Annotated in this window: 14 protein-coding genes and 1 pseudogene; 3 read left to right on the top strand and 12 right to left on the bottom strand. The window is 45.2% G+C overall.

Annotated elements, in window-relative coordinates:
• Positions 1 to 34: 34 nt before the first annotated feature.
• From GPL15_RS20595 to GPL15_RS20570, 6 genes are all read right to left on the bottom strand, one after another.
• Positions 35 to 1537 carry a hypothetical protein gene (locus GPL15_RS20595; protein WP_215700547.1) on the bottom strand — a complete coding sequence of 501 codons (1503 nt, stop codon included), beginning with the start codon at positions 1535 to 1537 and terminating at the stop codon, positions 35 to 37.
• A 6-nt stretch (positions 1538 to 1543) separates the two neighbouring features.
• Positions 1544 to 2302: a hypothetical protein gene (locus GPL15_RS20590; protein WP_215700546.1), complete on the bottom strand. Its 759-nt coding sequence runs from the start codon at positions 2300 to 2302 to the stop codon at positions 1544 to 1546.
• A 160-nt stretch (positions 2303 to 2462) separates the two neighbouring features.
• Entirely contained in the window at positions 2463 to 3788 is a 1326-nt protein-coding gene (locus GPL15_RS20585) for a GHKL domain-containing protein (RefSeq protein ID WP_252198530.1), read from the bottom strand.
• A 5-nt stretch (positions 3789 to 3793) separates the two neighbouring features.
• Positions 3794 to 4504, bottom strand: coding sequence for a LytTR family DNA-binding domain-containing protein (locus GPL15_RS20580; RefSeq protein ID WP_215700544.1), 711 nt, complete (start codon positions 4502 to 4504; stop codon positions 3794 to 3796).
• 103 nt (positions 4505 to 4607) lie between these two features.
• Complete coding sequence (locus GPL15_RS20575) at positions 4608 to 4940, bottom strand: DUF4274 domain-containing protein (RefSeq protein WP_215700543.1); 333 nt, start codon at positions 4938 to 4940, stop codon at positions 4608 to 4610.
• Between the two features lie 82 nt (positions 4941 to 5022).
• Positions 5023 to 5403 (bottom strand): hypothetical protein, encoded by a 381-nt coding sequence (locus tag GPL15_RS20570; RefSeq protein WP_215700542.1) that lies wholly within the window; start codon positions 5401 to 5403, stop codon positions 5023 to 5025.
• 558 nt (positions 5404 to 5961) lie between these two features.
• Between GPL15_RS20570 and GPL15_RS20565 the strand changes: the two genes are divergently transcribed.
• Positions 5962 to 6852 carry a tyrosine-type recombinase/integrase gene (locus GPL15_RS20565; RefSeq protein WP_215700541.1) on the top strand — a complete coding sequence of 297 codons (891 nt, stop codon included), beginning with the start codon at positions 5962 to 5964 and terminating at the stop codon, positions 6850 to 6852.
• Between the two features lie 46 nt (positions 6853 to 6898).
• A complete protein-coding gene (locus GPL15_RS20560) occupies positions 6899 to 7726 on the top strand; it encodes a tyrosine-type recombinase/integrase (RefSeq protein WP_215700540.1) in 828 nt (275 codons plus the stop codon).
• A 101-nt stretch (positions 7727 to 7827) separates the two neighbouring features.
• On the opposite strand, the pseudogene rhuM reads toward GPL15_RS20560, so the two are convergent.
• The 3 genes and pseudogenes from rhuM to rlmD all read right to left on the bottom strand — a co-directional run.
• A pseudogene (gene rhuM, locus GPL15_RS20555) lies at positions 7828 to 8427 on the bottom strand (RhuM family protein); the annotation flags it as partial.
• Positions 8428 to 8460: 33 nt separating this feature from the next.
• A complete protein-coding gene (locus GPL15_RS20550; protein ID WP_215700539.1) occupies positions 8461 to 9405 on the bottom strand; it encodes a hypothetical protein in 945 nt (314 codons plus the stop codon).
• A gap of 76 nt (positions 9406 to 9481) precedes the next feature.
• Positions 9482 to 10636 (bottom strand): 23S rRNA (uracil(1939)-C(5))-methyltransferase RlmD, encoded by a 1155-nt coding sequence (gene rlmD / locus GPL15_RS20545; protein WP_346345012.1) that lies wholly within the window; start codon positions 10634 to 10636, stop codon positions 9482 to 9484.
• 532 nt (positions 10637 to 11168) lie between these two features.
• Here rlmD and GPL15_RS20540 point away from each other — a divergent pair.
• Positions 11169 to 11762 carry a prolyl-tRNA synthetase associated domain-containing protein gene (locus GPL15_RS20540; RefSeq protein ID WP_215700538.1) on the top strand — a complete coding sequence of 198 codons (594 nt, stop codon included), beginning with the start codon at positions 11169 to 11171 and terminating at the stop codon, positions 11760 to 11762.
• Between the two features lie 288 nt (positions 11763 to 12050).
• Here the strand turns inward: GPL15_RS20540 and GPL15_RS20535 are convergent, their stop codons facing one another.
• Genes GPL15_RS20535 through lpdA form a run of 3 tightly spaced genes read right to left on the bottom strand, consistent with a single transcriptional unit; the run spans position 12051 to position 16240 of the window.
• On the bottom strand, positions 12051 to 13838 hold the full coding sequence (locus tag GPL15_RS20535; RefSeq protein WP_215700537.1) for an aminopeptidase P family protein: 1788 nt from the start codon (positions 13836 to 13838) through the stop codon (positions 12051 to 12053).
• On the bottom strand, positions 13839 to 14819 hold the full coding sequence (locus GPL15_RS20530) for a D-isomer specific 2-hydroxyacid dehydrogenase family protein (protein WP_215700575.1): 981 nt from the start codon (positions 14817 to 14819) through the stop codon (positions 13839 to 13841).
• A 2-nt stretch (positions 14820 to 14821) separates the two neighbouring features.
• Complete coding sequence (gene lpdA, locus GPL15_RS20525; RefSeq protein ID WP_215700536.1) at positions 14822 to 16240, bottom strand: dihydrolipoyl dehydrogenase; 1419 nt, start codon at positions 16238 to 16240, stop codon at positions 14822 to 14824.
• Positions 16241 to 16321: the final 81 nt, after the last annotated feature.

The following is a 16321-nucleotide window of genomic DNA, read 5'->3' as shown; positions in this document are numbered from 1 at the left end:
TCCTGAATTCATGGTTCTATCATTTCATTCTCTTTTAACGTAACAGCCTCCGGCATCCATATCTCAAATTCCACAGCCCTAAAAATAGAATGAGAAAGATCTGAATGTCAAAAGCAATCAAAAACACGATCCCCTGGCTCGTCCCTATTGCCCCCATCCTGACCGTACTCGATAAGCCAAAAGGACAAAATGCCGCAATCCCCATCGGCAGGACGCATAAAAAATTGCCCCCGATGACCGCCAGAAACCCTGCCGTGATTTGTTTCGTACAGAGATAGATGGTAAACATCACCATATATTGAAACAGCATATCGCAGAATTTCAGGCTGACGGAGCCGGTGAGGCATTTCCACCCATTTATAGTAAGCGGAAATCCCAAAAGCTTAATTCCAAAGAAACCGCCAAACAGCCAGAACACGCAGTACAGAAAAAGGAACAGAAAACTTGCGGTCCATAGAGAGATCACCATTCGCCGCCTCCCTTCCGCCCGGATGGAAACGAACAGCGACTGACCGCTCACCGTCTCTTCCATGAAAGCCGCCAGTAGATAGATCGGAGCACCGTTTACAATCAGCATTTCAAGGAAGGATAAAATATGCAGATAGCCGGTCCCATGTCCGGAAAACAAAAGAAAGACCCAATCTTCTGCCGTACTTTCGTTCGGATAAGTAAGTCCCTTATATCCTGCGATCACGGCAATCACAGCACACAGAACCGCCAGATTCTTTTTTGAGCATAATTTTCTCATATAATACGGAACCAGTCCCCGGTGAAAGACAGGTACATATCGAAACCGGAACCGCCATAGAATACGTGCCGTCACCAGCATTATAATTGTCAGCAGACCGACCGTGACGACTGTGACAGCCATACGGCCGCCGCCCAGGCTGTGATGCAGGATCAGCAGATGATTCAGTCCTGTGACAGGAACCCCCTGCAGAAGCGGTATTTTGATCCACACAGCGGCAAGCACGTAGAGAAACATAAGAATCCGCACCGTCCATCTGCTTCCGGCAAAGTGGCCAAGCCACATGCAAAAGCCTGCCATAAACCAGGTTCCCGCCAGTTGAAACATAGAATACGCTGCAAACGCAGATGCCGGATTTTTAAAATACCGTTCCAGAACAGAAAATAGTTCCGAAACGGCCGTCCCCTCTAAAAGCCCCCAATGATTGCCGCCGGCGAGTCCGGCGCCGGTCAAAAGAATTACCGCAGTTTGAACCGAGAGGATTGCAAGTGCAGCCGCTCCGGCAGCCAGCCATTTCCTGCAAAAATAGGAGAAATAGCTGCGAAAACGCAGGATGGTGATTTCGCTGTCATCTTCCATCCAGGAATAATAAGTAAGAAGTACCATTGGAATTACAAAATAAATCAGGTAATAGTGGTCGGAGACAACAGACAGTAAATACTGTTCAAAAGTCAGTCTGGTATTGATCCTGCAGCTGAGTGAAAAAACCAGACAGCCTGCGAGAAAAACAGGCAGTTTCCCGCGCACGGTATGCCGTATATGGTTTCTTGCCAGCATCCTCAAAGCCATCTCCTCCTAACCCTCTGCCACTGAAGCCTTTTTGATTCTCGTCAAATAAAGCGCCGAAGCAATAATCACGATGACCTGCAGCACAGGCCCTACAATCATAGAACCGACCGTGATCGCATCGTCTGCCATACTCGTCGGTTCAAAAGCTGTAACAAGCCGGTACTTGGGTATCTGCAGGATGGACAGAATAAAATTTTCCAGTATCAGATAGATAAACGGGCCTGTCAGAATCACAAAGATATTTTTTACATACATGGATAAGACAAACCCCAAGGTCATAACCAGGACCCCAATTATTCCCTTCCACAGTGACAGGAGAAATGCATAGAGCAGAGGCGCCTGAGTATAGGTTTCCACCAGAACATGGCTAAAGGAATCATTTTCATAAAGAACCGGCTGATTCACGTATAATGCGGCGGCGGCCGACAGCATCAGGGGGATGAACAGGATTGAAAATGCAGATAACGCATAGACCAGCCATTTTGCGGTCAAATACCTTGTCTGCTTGACACGCGGCAGCACATACAGTAAAAAGTTATTTTTCCGCTCATAATATAGATTCCAGCACACTGGTATTACGACAAATAAGGGAAACAGCAGGGCGAAAAATGCCGTTCCGATTTCCCAGGAATCCAGCCGGAACCACAGCCGGTAACTCTTATCCAGCGTACAGGTCAAAATACAGGATACTACAGTCAAAAGCAGCGTTATCATCAATACAGGCACCCGGACCTTTTTCCATTCCGTTTTCATTAAATAGAGCATTACAATCATTCCCTTCTTGTTTTTTTCAAGTATATCAGTATGCTTGGGTCACATCAATAAGCCGGGAACCAGTGTGGGGTTTAGGGGAACAAAATGATTTTCATTCCCTTAAACCCCATGTTTATACCTCAAATCTTCACCTATACGTTAGCATTCGGCCTTACGGAAGTAGAATGCCAAAGACCACATAATTCTTCTGACCCACTGTTTCATTCCGTGTCACAATTTTCCCATGGCAGCGTTCCGCCAGCTTAAACACGTTGTAGAGCCCAAAACCGTGGAAAGACCGATCCTGTTTCGTGGTAACGCCTTTGCCAAACAGTTTCATAAATTCCGTATTGGACAAAGGCGCTGCCGGATTCCACACGGTTAATTCCAGATATCGGTCCTCCTGGCGGGTTTTCAAATAAACGGTATCCCCGGCCGCAGAAGCTTCCAGCGCGTTGTCAAGCAGGATACCGATCACCTCAATCCATTCGGTCTCCGGTGTGGCGCTTTTCTTAAACAGACCTTGAAAGTCAAGTTCTATGCTGATCTCTAAAAACTCAGCCTGTTTTACTTTGCCATACAGCATTCCTGCGATTATTTTACTGTCACAGACCAGCAAGTCGCGGTCCCTGGGGGAGAGCGATATCCCTTTCATCAATGCCGCCACATTTTCTTTCGCCTCTTCCAGTGTTGCGGCAGAGCTTACGGCGGATTCGATGGACATCATACGGTTGTTAAATTCATGCTGACGCGCCCTGACCTGGGAAATCAATTCCTCCACAATCGGTACATACTGTTCTATCATCTGGATGTACTTCCGCTCCTGGATTCTCCGCTGATTGTAATGCAGCAGCACACCGTCAGCCAGAAGACAGAACAGCAGAATCCCGCCGATGATTCTTAAATGCCCCATAAAACGGCTGATATCGAAGGAAAAAATGGAGAGGGCCATAATCAGGACAATTCCAATATTGGCAGATACAAGCCTTGCAGTAAAGCCGCCATCTTTGATCGTATCTCTGACCCGGTCAAAGGCGTCTGTACAGGACAGAAGGAAGATAAATAGAAGCGACAACAGCCTGCTGCCGATCAGGATTCCATTTCCCGATATGCCGCAAAGGGAGAGCAGGGCCATACTTACGGTCCGAACCAGCAGGTAAAGTGAAACAACTGCCATGGTTCCGCAAAACGCCCAGCCATTATCCGGTAATTTATAATAGACGCTGTTCATCAGTAAAATCAGCAGGATCAGGATCAGCAGCAATACCACATTATTGGAGGGCGCAATTTCATACCCTTCTGCGGCAAACTGTGGTCCTGACGGACTGCTTCCAACCGACAGCTCCGCTCTCGCTGCCATAAAAAAAATCGTAATGATGGGTAACAGCAGGAAGTCTTTTTTCTCCCTGTCCTCTCTTTGTTTAAAGACGGCCTGACAGCACTGCAAAATCAGTCCCGCGTCCAGCAGTATTTGCAGCAGTTTTAAGATTGTATCCATGCCGTTCACCATAGCGCAGACTGGTACTTTGTCCCCACAGGAATGGTTTCGCTGTGGTTTCTAAGCACAATCTGCCTGTCCGTTTTGTTGATTTTTTCTATATAGCTCCGGTTAACAAGATAGCTTTTATGGCATTGGATGAAAGACGGATCGTTCAGCATATCCAGCAGCCGCGCCAGGGAATACCCCGAAATGGTATCCTGCTTCTGCCCAAGCTGCGGGCTGTCGGTATGAATGACTATTTTTTTGCCATAGGCCTCCAGATACACAATACTGGACACGTCATACTCTAAAATAAACTGCTTTTGCTCAAGGCAAAGCTTTTTCCCGGCGGGACGAAGCTGTCTGGATAAGCCGATAGCGCTGCTAAATGCCTCCCGGAATTCTGTTTCTGTAAAAGGCTTGATCAAAAATCCATAGCACTGCACATCCCGGTATGCCGTCAGCTCCTCTCCGGCCAGCGCTGTTTCAAACAGAATCGGGGTGTACTTATATGCCTCCAGCACCCGAAGCTGCCTCGCAAGATTCGTCCCTTTGTAATCGGCCAGCTGTATATCCAAAATAAACAGGGAAACGTGATTCACGCAGGCATAGGAATAGGCCTCCCCCGCCATCGGAAAGACGATGACCTCGTATCCGGGATCTATTTTTTGAATGAAGTTCCTGATTCGTTCTGAGGCAGCGGGGTTGTCCTCAACCAGAAGAATTTTTTCCATACTATATGCTCCATTTTTCTTTATTTTCACAAAGTTGATTTCTTCTTTTTCCCATAGTCGGGCTGAAAATGCACAACACCATTGCCAGCCCAGCAAACCAGAATTAAACATCTTCTAAAAATACATTTGGTATATTATTTATCCCCATCTTATATCGCTGTACCTGGTTCAATGGGATTGTGTAATGATGTTCTGATTTTACATATCTGCCAGTTCTAATTGCTTCATACAAATTGTCTATAAAGCAGAACCATTCTTTTGTCCCTCCAATGTTGTGTGCATATGTCAAAAAATATGTAAAGCCATCTCCAAGATAAAAAACTTCTAATGCCATAGCTAAGTCGCAGTTTTTATCAGAAATAATTTTTTGCGGCAAGTCAAATCCATCATCCCAATTATAAGCAGCTAACTGCCTTTTCATTTCTTCATAAGTCATGATTGTTCTCCTGTAACGTCTGTCTGGCAAGGACGCATTATCCGCCTATGACGTCCTTAATCAGCCCGATAAACTGGAATTGTTATTTCATCAAAACCCATTCACCGTTGATTTTTGAAAAGGTTAATTTGAAATCAGAGTTCATATAAATGCCAACATATCCAACGGTAATATTGTCAGGAGTAATTTCTACCCATGACGGTTCAAATTGAAAGTTTTTAATATCAAGTTGTGTGTGCTTTTCATATTCTTGTCTGTTGTCTTGTTGAGCAAGATTATCAATCATATTAAATTTTTCAAGCAAATCGATTAGTGCCTTTTTTGAAATGGTATCCGCCCCATAAAATTCTATTCCTGTTTCATTATCAGTAATTATATTTGGTATCAACCTTTCTGTTCTAATATGTTCAATGAGATTTGAAAAATTGAAACGGTTTAATGGAAAATCTTTTGTTGTAATCATACTATCTGTCCTTTCAATCCCGATTTGTACAACTCCCTGACAAACAAGAATTAAAGATTTTACTGTTCTCCAGCAGATATAGTATAGCATCTCAAAATTACGACTTCAAGGATGGCCCTGTTTTTGTTTGTGTCAATTAACTCCCTAAATTCGTTGCCACTGGACAAAATGTTCAGAAGTGCTCCATCACTTCACCCCCTGCCTTGCCTGTATAACACCCGTCAAATTCTATGCGGCGGACATAGGCTGTCAACAAATATCCTTATTCCTGCATGTTCTTATTCTTTCTTCTTTAATTATCAATTAACTTGTAATGGGATGTTCTTTTCAAGCGCCATCGCGTCACATACCTTATGACACCAGAAGGACAGAATTCCCCCCTGGTGTCATTTTATTATTTAGATCAATATCATCATAAATTCTTTAGTAAGACAAACCGGGATTTATTTAGAGTGAATGTGTTGAATCCGCTAAAAAATATATAGCATTGGATGACGATTCACTTCGGGTCTGCTGCTTGGATATTTCCAGATACGCGACAGGCAAGGAGGGATTATCATGAACTATGAATTTCAAAGCAGATTGGCAGGGCACATAAGCAGCTTTCTGGAGCATAGAAAGCGAATGGACCGTGAGATATCGGACTACCAAAAACACCTTAAACACTTTGACCGGTTTTGCCTGCAAAATTATCCCGATGAAATTTCCCTCACTCAAAATCTTGCATTTGCCTGGTGCAATGATGCTCGGGGAAAAGGCGCAAGCGCTACGAAAAGGGCATGTATCCTCCGAAACCTGGGCAGATATCTGTCCCTGGCTGGAGAACCGGCTTATATTATGCCGCAGATGTTTTTTCCTACCCCAAAGCCTGTTCCGCCATATATTCTAACAGATAATGAATTGGAAAATTTCTTTCGTGCCACAGATGGTTACCGTCTTTATAGAAATCCGCTGCTTGAGTACACAGTTCCTGTCATTTTCCGGCTGCAATACTCCTGTGGAATGCGCCCGCAGGAAGTACGGAATCTTCGTCGTATAGATTTTAATTTCGCAGATAAAACAATCTATATCGCAGAGGGAAAACACAGGAAGGATCGAAAACTGGCTGTTGATACTAACACGATGGAACTGTGCAAAAAGTACGATGGGATTGCCAATACGTCTATTACCGGCAGGAAATACTTTTTTCAGTCTCCTTCAGGCGGTGCATACTCAAACTCATGGCTTTCGCAAACTTTCCACCGATGCTGGAAGATGAGCGGAAATGGAGATGACCGAGGGGTATGTGTCCCATATGATCTCCGACACAATTATGCGTCAAGAGTATTGATGTGCTGGCTCGAAGAGGGAAAAGACTTAAACACATGGCTCCCATATCTGAGTGCATATATGGGGCATGTTGCTTCCCTATATCTGTGTGTCGACTGGAAAAAGACTGGAAAAGCTTGACTTTGCTGATTTTAACTACCAAACAGTAACAGGATTCCTTGACAAAATGGAAACAGAAAAAAACTGGGAACCAGCAACCAGAAATCACCGGTTATCACGCATCCGCTCATTTTTTCGATATGCTGCGGAGTTTGATCCGACGCTTGTTATCCATCTGGCGGAACTTAAGAGAATTCATCTGAAAAAGGAGCCTGATAAATCGTTTGTCTTAGAATTCATGTCACCGGAGACAGTTTCTGTAATCCTCAGCCAGCCGGATACCTCCGGAAAAATGGGGGTGCGCGATACTTTTTTTATGACACTGATGTTTGATTCTGCGGCGCGTGATTGCGAGATGCTATCTCTGCGGTTGTGCGATATAGATATAAAAAGAAAAGTAGTCTATCTTTTAGGGAAAGGAAATAAGCCGAGGTATGTGCCGATTAATCAAACCACGATTGACCATTTTCAAAAATACGTAAAACTGTACCACCCTTTTGGAGATAAAACCGCCCCTATGTTTTATACCATCCATCGCGGCGAAAAAAATCAAATGTCGGATGATAACGTGGCTAGATTTTTTCGAAAGTATGGCAGGCAGGCCAAAGTCATATGCCCGGATGTTCCGAATAATGTCCATCCTCATATGTTCCGAAAATCCAGAGCTATGAGCCTATATCGATCAGGGATGCCGCTATCACTTATTTCTGAATGGCTTGGGCATAATGATCCAGAGACAACTTTAATCTATGCCCGTGCTGATACAGAAATGAAACGCAAAGCGATTGAAAAAGCGGAGGCGATAGGCCGTCCGGTATTGCCAGAGGCGGAAAAAAGAATGTGGGACGGTAATGACAACATGATCCGCCAATTGCTCGGGTTAGATCTCAAATAATATTCCGACTAATCATGTCATTAGATGCTGGAAACGACTTGTTTGCCTTGTGTTCTCAGCATCTAATGTGATAGAATCGGAATATAACGGAAGTTGGAATACTTATTCTGTACCATTTTGAAAAACTGCCGGGTAGTCTTGGCATCTTTGTCGTAATCAAACGCTGTGGCATAGAGATCTGTAACCTTTTGATAAAACTTGCGCTCAGATAGGCGTATCTCACGAATATTTTCCAACTGACGTTCAAAATATTCATCGGTGAACATATGCCCTTTTTTCAGGCGCTCTTTGTCCATCGTCCAGCCCTGAATTGTATAATCCTTGACAATCTGACCAGCCCATTTGCGGAATCTTACGGCACGGTCGTTGTTCACTTTAAAGCCAACGGCAATGATTATTTGCAGGTTATAGTGAATCACTTCCCGGTTCACTTGCCGTGAACCTTCTGTTTGAACTATCCGGAATTTCCGGATAGTTGACTCCTGTGTCAGTTCTTCATCTGTATAAATTTTTTTGATATGTTCATTGATTGTACGCACATCTACATCATATAAAGTCGCAAGCATTTTTTGCGTCAACCAGATATTTTCATCCTCATAACGCATTTCAAAGCTATCGTTGCTATCCCCTACTGAAGCCACGTAAGTCAAATACTCCGCGGCAGAGCTGTGTATTGTAATGTCTGTTTTCCTTTTTGACATAAACGGCTCTCCTCTCCCCATTTTAGCTCATCTCTATAAATTTTGTCTGGCTCGTTCCAAGTCATATTTATCAATTGAAATCATTTTCGCAGTCGGCAGATAATGGTGCGAATAATATACAATCATACTTGATAAAAAACCTGCCTTACAGTTAATAGCCTCTTTTTTTAGTTCAAGATCATTTGTAGAATTTTCTAACCATAGCTTCATGATACTTTTAGGAAGTTGAAATAAATATACTTGATTCCCTGATTGCAGTTCCCAGGGATGAGATGGATTACTCCAATGCAATGTATATGAGTCAGAAAAATCATTATTTCCCCCTGTTACCCGGTATAAAAACAACAATTGACCTGAATTTGTTACAGCAACAGCCATACGTCTCCCGATTTCATTAGCGAATTCAATGATTTGATTTTCAGTCATATGCACAGCAGGTATTCTATGTCCCCTTATACTATCACCAATAGAATCATTATCATAACCAAGCAGCATCCAAAAATCACTCCAAAAAGGCATTTTATCGAATTCCAGCAAAGGAATTCTATGCGTTGCTGCAAACTCTTGCGCTTGAACAGTAAATCCGTTGAGTGAAGCAACTGCAACTTGATAAGTGTAACGTTCATAGGGATAGACAATTCCCGCTCTATTTTGCCTCCTTCTAGCCATGAGTCTATTTACATCTACAATGTCAAAATTATTAATATCCTCTCTCAAACCCAATGTACTTCTTATCGTATTCAAACCTACTTTCTTGCGGTAGTCTTTACATTCAATTAACAACCTTGTACAAGAATAAAAAGGAGTTTGGGCTGGAGGCTCCAATAATACATCTGCATTATGTGCTTCCCCTAACCCTTGAATCATTTGACCAGGAGCTCCATCAAAAATATATAATCCATCGGATTTCACGTCAGAAAACCCTACGCTTATAAGAATGTGTTTTACAAATAGCTCAAACGCTTTTCCAAGTTTCATATTCATTCCTCTGTATTATTAATATCTTTTCTACTATGCGCCTATAACAAAAAAGCCAAATTTAAAATACAATTGTTTACTTTTTCTCTAAAAGACAACAAACTTCGCAGCTAGAAGTCATCGGGAATAAATCCACCCCCCACGCCTCCTTCGCCTTAAACCCCTTCTTCTCAAAAAACCTCAAATCCCTCTCAAGCGTCTCCGGTCCGCAGGATACATAGACTACCTTCTCCGGTCCCATTTTAGCCAGAGAATCAATAAACTCCTCCGTACTGCCGCTTCTCGGCGGGTCCATGAACACGACATCCGCTTTTTCTCCCTGCTCCGCCATATTCACCATGAATTTTCCAGCATCATTGCAGTAAAACTGGATATTTTTTATGCCGTTGCATTTCGCATTTTCGACCGCATCCTTAACCGCGTCCTTGTTTAACTCCACTCCGATCACCTGTCCGGCTTTTTGGCTGGCTATGATTCCAATTGTACCGATCCCGCAGTAGGCGTCGATCACCCGTTCCCTGCCGGTCAGCCCGGCCAGTTCAATGGCCTTTTTATAAAGCACCTCCGTCTGAACCGGATTGACCTGGTAAAATGACTTCGAAGAGATTCGGAAACGGCAGCCGCAGAGCACGTCCTCAATATATCCTTTGCCAAACAGCGTCTTTTCCTTGTCTCCCAGCACCATGCTGGTATTTCTGTCATTTACATTCTGGATAATCGTGGTAATTTCAGGATGCTTTGTCCTGAGCGCCTTTACAAAGTTGTTCTTGGACGGGAAAATGGGGGATGCGGTAACCAGCACCACCATGATTTCCCCTGTGGCAAAGCCCCGTTTCACCAAAACATGACGCAGAAGGCCGTAACCGCTGTCCTCATCATAAGTTTTGATTTTAAATGATTTCAGCATTCCACGGATCGTACCGATGATCTCATCCGCCTTTTCATCCTCAATCCAGCATTTTTCCACCGGAACAAGAATATGCGTTCCTTCTTTGTAAATGCCGGAAACCGCATTTCCTTTTGCATGTCCGAACACGGCGTGGACTTTATTTCTATAAAAATACGGATTTTTCATCCCAATAATTTTATTTACTTTGCAGTGTTTTTTCAGCAGTTTTTCCAGCATTTCCTGTTTTAACGCCAGCTGTTTTTCATAAGGCATGTCCAGATACTGACATCCTCCGCACTGCTTAAACACCGGACACTTACTTTTTTTCTTCTTCTCATCCATGATATCTTCTCCTGTTATCCTAAATATAAAAGTAACTGTTCAGACGGCTGATTTTCTTGACCGAAAAAGCCAGTCAGGAAACTTCGGTTATCCATCCGGCGTAAAAACTTATAAGGGAAGCTGCTTACGAGCAGGCTTAACGCTGCTTTCTTTATTCATTTCCCTGCCGTCTGACCTGTTACACTTAAATGATTCGCATCACCATAATTACTTATATAAACAGCGTCTGTCTGTTACTTTCAATCTGATAATTATAATCGATTCCTCAGTCAAGCGCAATCTTTTCCATATTAAACATACCTTTTTAATCGATTTTCAGTAACAGTTCGGACAGGTCTGAACTGTTGCGATTCTTAAACTTTTTTTAATCTTATTTGTGCTTTTAAAATGTATAATCCCTATCTATCCTCAGCCTCCCACAATTCTCCCGCTTCCTGTCCTCCCACAACAGATTCTCCATCCTGATAAACCACTTGCATTTTCCTCCTAATTCTGTATAATAAATCCTAAAATACATTTAGGAGGTGCCATCATGAGCGCTGCTGAACCTTTACAGGATACTTTTTACCTGGATCCTGTTTTATATACCGGAAGACCTGTCAATACGGACGGACGGCTTTTAAAAGAAATACGCACCTATGATCTGCTGGATCAGCTTAATATTACATACCAACGGCTGGATCATTCTCCCACCGCGACCATTGAAGACTGTCATGATGTGGACAAACTGCTGGATATTGAAATCTGCAAAAACCTGTTTCTCTGCAATGCCCAGAAAACAGACTTTTATCTGCTCATGATCCCCGGCAGTAAAAAATTCAAAACCGCGGTTATTACCAAACAGATCGGCTGTTCCCGCCTGTCTTTTGCAGCGCCTGAATACATGAAAGAATTTCTGGACATCACCCCCGGCTCCGTCAGCGTACTGGGCCTGATGAACGATAAAAATAAAAGAGTCCGGCTGTTGATCGATAAAGATGTGGTAGAAAATCATGAATATATCGGCTGCCATCCCTGTATCAATACTTCCAGCATCCGTGTGAAAACCAGGGATCTTTTGGAACGGTTCCTGCCCTATGTAGAACACGATTACACCCTGGTTGATCTTCCTTATCTTGAACCTTAATAATATTTAACAAAATATCGATCCAGGCAGAGGCTTATCAGACGGGGACGCTGTCCGGGTGTCCGCTTTTAAGCCTGTTGGATCATATTTCTCCAACGGTTCCTGCTGCCACCCGATTTCCGGCTCTTTCGCAAATCTTCCCAAGCCCTGCTGCAAATCTTTCCCGGCCCTTGCCGCAAATCTTCCACGGCCCTGCTACAAATCTTCCCCAGCCCTACCGCAAATCTCCCCCGGCCCTTGCCGCCCAAAAAAACAGGGCTGCACAGCAGCCCTGTTTCCCACACTCCCCTATATCGCTCTCGTATTCACCTTCAGCCATTCTGCCTCTTCCTCAGTCAAATAAGGAGAGATTTTTTCATAAACAGCCTTGTGGTATTCATTCAACAGCTCAATATCCCGTTTATCCATCAAATTCTTATCGATTATATCCAGATCAATGGGCACATAAGTTAAATACTGGAATTTCAGGAACTTTCCGAATGCATTTTCCTCATCTTCCACACAGAGGATCAGGTTTTCCGTCCGGATTCCGTGGCTCCCTTCTATATAGATGCCCGGTTCGTCCGAGCAGATCATTCCCGGCTCGATCACGCAGCTGTCCTGGCGCTCCGGCACCATTTTCCAGCGGATTCCGTTGGGGCGCTCATGGACATTGAGCAGATATCCGATGCCATGGCCCGTGCCGTGGTCGAAGTTCAGCCCTTCTCTCCAAAGGGGCTCCCGAGCCACATAGTCCAGGTTCAGCCCTCTGCATCCATACATGAATTTCACATCTCCCAGCCGCAGCATGCTCATGGCAACCAGGGTAAAATGTTTCCGTTCTTCCTCACTCACCGGCCCCAGGGCAACCGTCCTGGTAATATCCGTCGTTCCCTCATAATACTGTCCGCCTGAATCCACCAGATAAAGCCCCCTGGGTTCCAAAACCGCGCAGGTTTCCTTCTCCGCATGATAATGGCACATAGCCGCATTGGCACCATAAGCGGATATGGTGGAGAAGCTCAGATCCAGACATCCCTGGTCCTTTCTCAATGTTTCCAGATAATCCGATACGCTCACTTCATCCATAGGGATTTTTCCGATGTTTTTCTTCAGCCAGCAGATGAATTTGACCATGGCAGCGCCGTCTTTGATATGCGCTCTCTTCATATTTTCCACTTCTACCGGATTCTTTACCGCTTTTGCCATAACCGTTGGATTCATGCTGTCGATGATCTTGTTGGAGGAATCCAGCAAACTGCAGACAGCGAAATTAGCCTTTCCTTTTTCCAGAAGGACCGCTTTGTTCCGGCATGATTTCACAAACTCGTACACATCCTCATACGGCTTCACCGACACACCCAGACCCGACAGATAGGTCCGGACCTCATGATTTAATACCTGTTCCTGGATGAACAATATCATTTCATCCGCCGAAACAGCGGCATAGGATAAAACCACCGGATTGCAGGGCACATCATTTCCCCTGATATTGAGAAGCCATACGATATCATCCAGGGTGGTCAGAATGTGCAGATCCGCCCTGGCCTTTTTCATCTCCTCACGAAGTTTGGCCAGCTTATGGGAAGCCGGCATGCCGGCATAAGCTTCCTCCAGTATCCAGACCGGCTGGGCGCTGAGTTGGGGGCGGTCCTTCCAGATCATCCCCACCAGATCCTCTTCAAATGAAAATCTCACGTTCTTCTCTTCCAATGCGTCCCCAAGACTTTCTCCCAGGCTGCAGTTGATAACCCTTCCGTCAAATCCCAACACCCCGTTTTGAGGCATAACCTGCTGCAAATACTCTTCCACAGAAGGAACTCCCGGCTGCCCCATTTTTTCCAAAATAACACCGCTGCCTTCCAGTTCCCTGGCCGCCTGTACAAAATACCGGCCGTCTGTCCATAAATGGGCTTCACTGCCGGTTATCACCGCCGTTCCGGCAGAACCGGTAAATCCCGTCATATATTCACGGCATTTAAAATAGCCGCCCACATATTCGGATTCGTGAAAATCAGACGTGGGAATCAGGTACGCATCAATCCCCCGTTCCGACATAAGCGCTCTCAAACATTCAATCCGTTTCGTTACTTCCATTTAATTTACCCTCCAGGGATTCTCCCCGCCATTTATTGTATCCACACAGCTCTTGATGGACAGTTCCACCATATCCCCAACCGCCTTATCCGTAAAAAATGCGGTATGAGGCGTCATAAGAACATTGGGCATCGCGTTCAGCACAGCCATTTCATGATGCCCCGTGGGCTTATATTTATGATCTTTATAATAGATCTTTCCCTCATTTTCAATGACATCGAGAGCAGCGGCCCCCACCTTTCCCGATTCCAGCGCCTCAATCAAATCCGGCGTCCGGATCAGGACTCCTCTGGCCGTATTGACAATCACCACTCCGTCCTTCATCTTACCAATGGTTTCTTTCCTGATCAAATGATGGGTTTCCTCCGTGGCCGGAGTGTGAAGGGTGATCACATCGCACTGTTTCCATAACTCTTCCAGCGTAACATAGGAAGCATACTGCTTCACGCTTTCCTTCTGATAAAGGTCATAGGCCAGAATCCGACATCCAAACCCGCTTAAATTGCGGATTACGGTCTCACCGATCCGTCCGGTTCCGATCACGCCCACCGTCATGGAGCAAAGCTCCCTGCCCCTGATTCCTTCGAGACCGTAATCCTGTCCAATATACCTGGTCATAATCGCCTTCATCTTCCGAACTGCCATCAAAATGCTCATCACCGCATATTCAGCCACCGTATGGGCGGAATATCCCACATTGGAAACCACAATCCCCAATTCCGATGCCCGCCTGCAGTCAATGTGCTCAAATCCAACGGTTCTGGTGGAAATGACTTGAATCCCTTTTTCGTGAAACTTCTCAACGGTTTCCCCGTCAATCGGCACCGTAATCACGCTCACCGCCTGGCACCCCTCTGCCAGTTCCAAATTGGCTCCGGCCGGGCTGTATGGACAGGTGACAATCTCCACTCCATATTTTCTGCCAAACAGCTCAAAAAATTCAAGTTCGTCTTTTCTGCAGTTAAATGCCGCTATTTTCAAACTCATTCATCTCCTTCTCTCATCGCATCCTCAATGGCCGCCGCGATTCCCTCACTGTAAGTCGGGTGAGCCCGCATGGCCATGGAAAGCTGCTGCGCCGTCAGGCCGTTAGCAATGGCCGTAGCCATCTCTCCAATCATATCCGTGGCCCTCGGGCATACGATCTGAGCGCCTACGATATTATTGGAATAGGCTTCAAACACGAGGCGGATAAATCCGTTCTCTTCTCTGCTTATGATCGACTTCCCATTTCCATCCATGGAATATTTTCCACACCGCACCTTCATCCCTAATTCCTTTGCGGTCTCCTCCGTAATTCCAACCGTAGCGATTTCCGGGTCCGTATAAATACAGTTGGGAACAATGGGCAGCCGGGCGAACATACCGTTTGGCACTACGGACAAACGGATTCCGTGGGGCCTTCCCGCAATCTTTTCCACCACATAGGTTCCCTGTGCCGCTGCCACATGGGCCAGCTGGATGGACGCAATCACATCCCCAATGGCGTAAATTCCCGGTTCGCTGGTCATAAATTCCGAATCCACCGCCAGCTTCCCGTCTTTCATTTCAAACTCCACATCCGCTCCGAACAGTTCGTCCATACACGGTTTCCTGCCGACGGACATCAGGATCTGGCCCGATTTTATGTTCAGCTCCCGGCCTTCATGACGTATATGACAGACCAGCCCCTCTTCTTCCGTAATTCCGGTCACTGTGGCGTCGCAGTAGATGGTGATCCCCTTTTCCCGCAGCTCCTTTTCCAGTTCCTTTGCCACAACTTCATCCATCGGCCCCAGCAGATGGCTTCCTTTTTCGATAATCGTCACCTTAGAGCACAACGAGTTAAAAATGGTTGCAAACTCCACACCGATTACGCCCCCGCCAATAATGGTCAGGCGGTCAAAATTCCAGTTGGATGCGGCCAGCAGACGGTCACTGTTTAAAATTCCCGGCAGATCAGCCCCCGGAACCGGAATGCTGGACGGCTTGGCGCCCGTCGCTATAATGATATAATCTGCTTCATAATAGTCTTTTCCATCCACACTTCTGACTTCAACCGTCTTATTTCTTCTGATTGTCGCGGTTCCTGTTATCAGGTCGATGTGGTTTTTCTCAAACAGGCTGTGTATCTCATCCCGGTATTTCTTCACCGCCCTCTTTTTATAATCCTGTATCTTGCCAAAGTCAAAAGAGATGAAATCCGTCGAAACCCCAAAATCATCGCACCTTTGGAGCATGGAAAAAATGCTGGAGGCATGGAGCAAAGCTTTTGTAGGAATACAGCCGCGGTTTAAACATACCCCGCCCAGTTTTTCCTTTTCTATCACAGCGACTTTCATGCCGAATCCAGCCGCTTTAAGCGCCGCCGTATATCCGCCCGGCCCCGCGCCAATAATAATCAGATCATATTTAATTGCCATATACAAGCCCTCCTCTTCACTAATAAGGATTATAATAAAGAAATGGAAAAGGTGCAACCGTTATCCTGCTTGACTAATTTT

The sequence above is a fragment of the Clostridium sp. MCC353 genome (genome assembly GCF_018785315.1).
Classification (GTDB): domain Bacteria; phylum Bacillota; class Clostridia; order Lachnospirales; family Lachnospiraceae; genus CHH4-2.
This window is presented reverse-complemented; position numbering and strand designations above follow the sequence as displayed.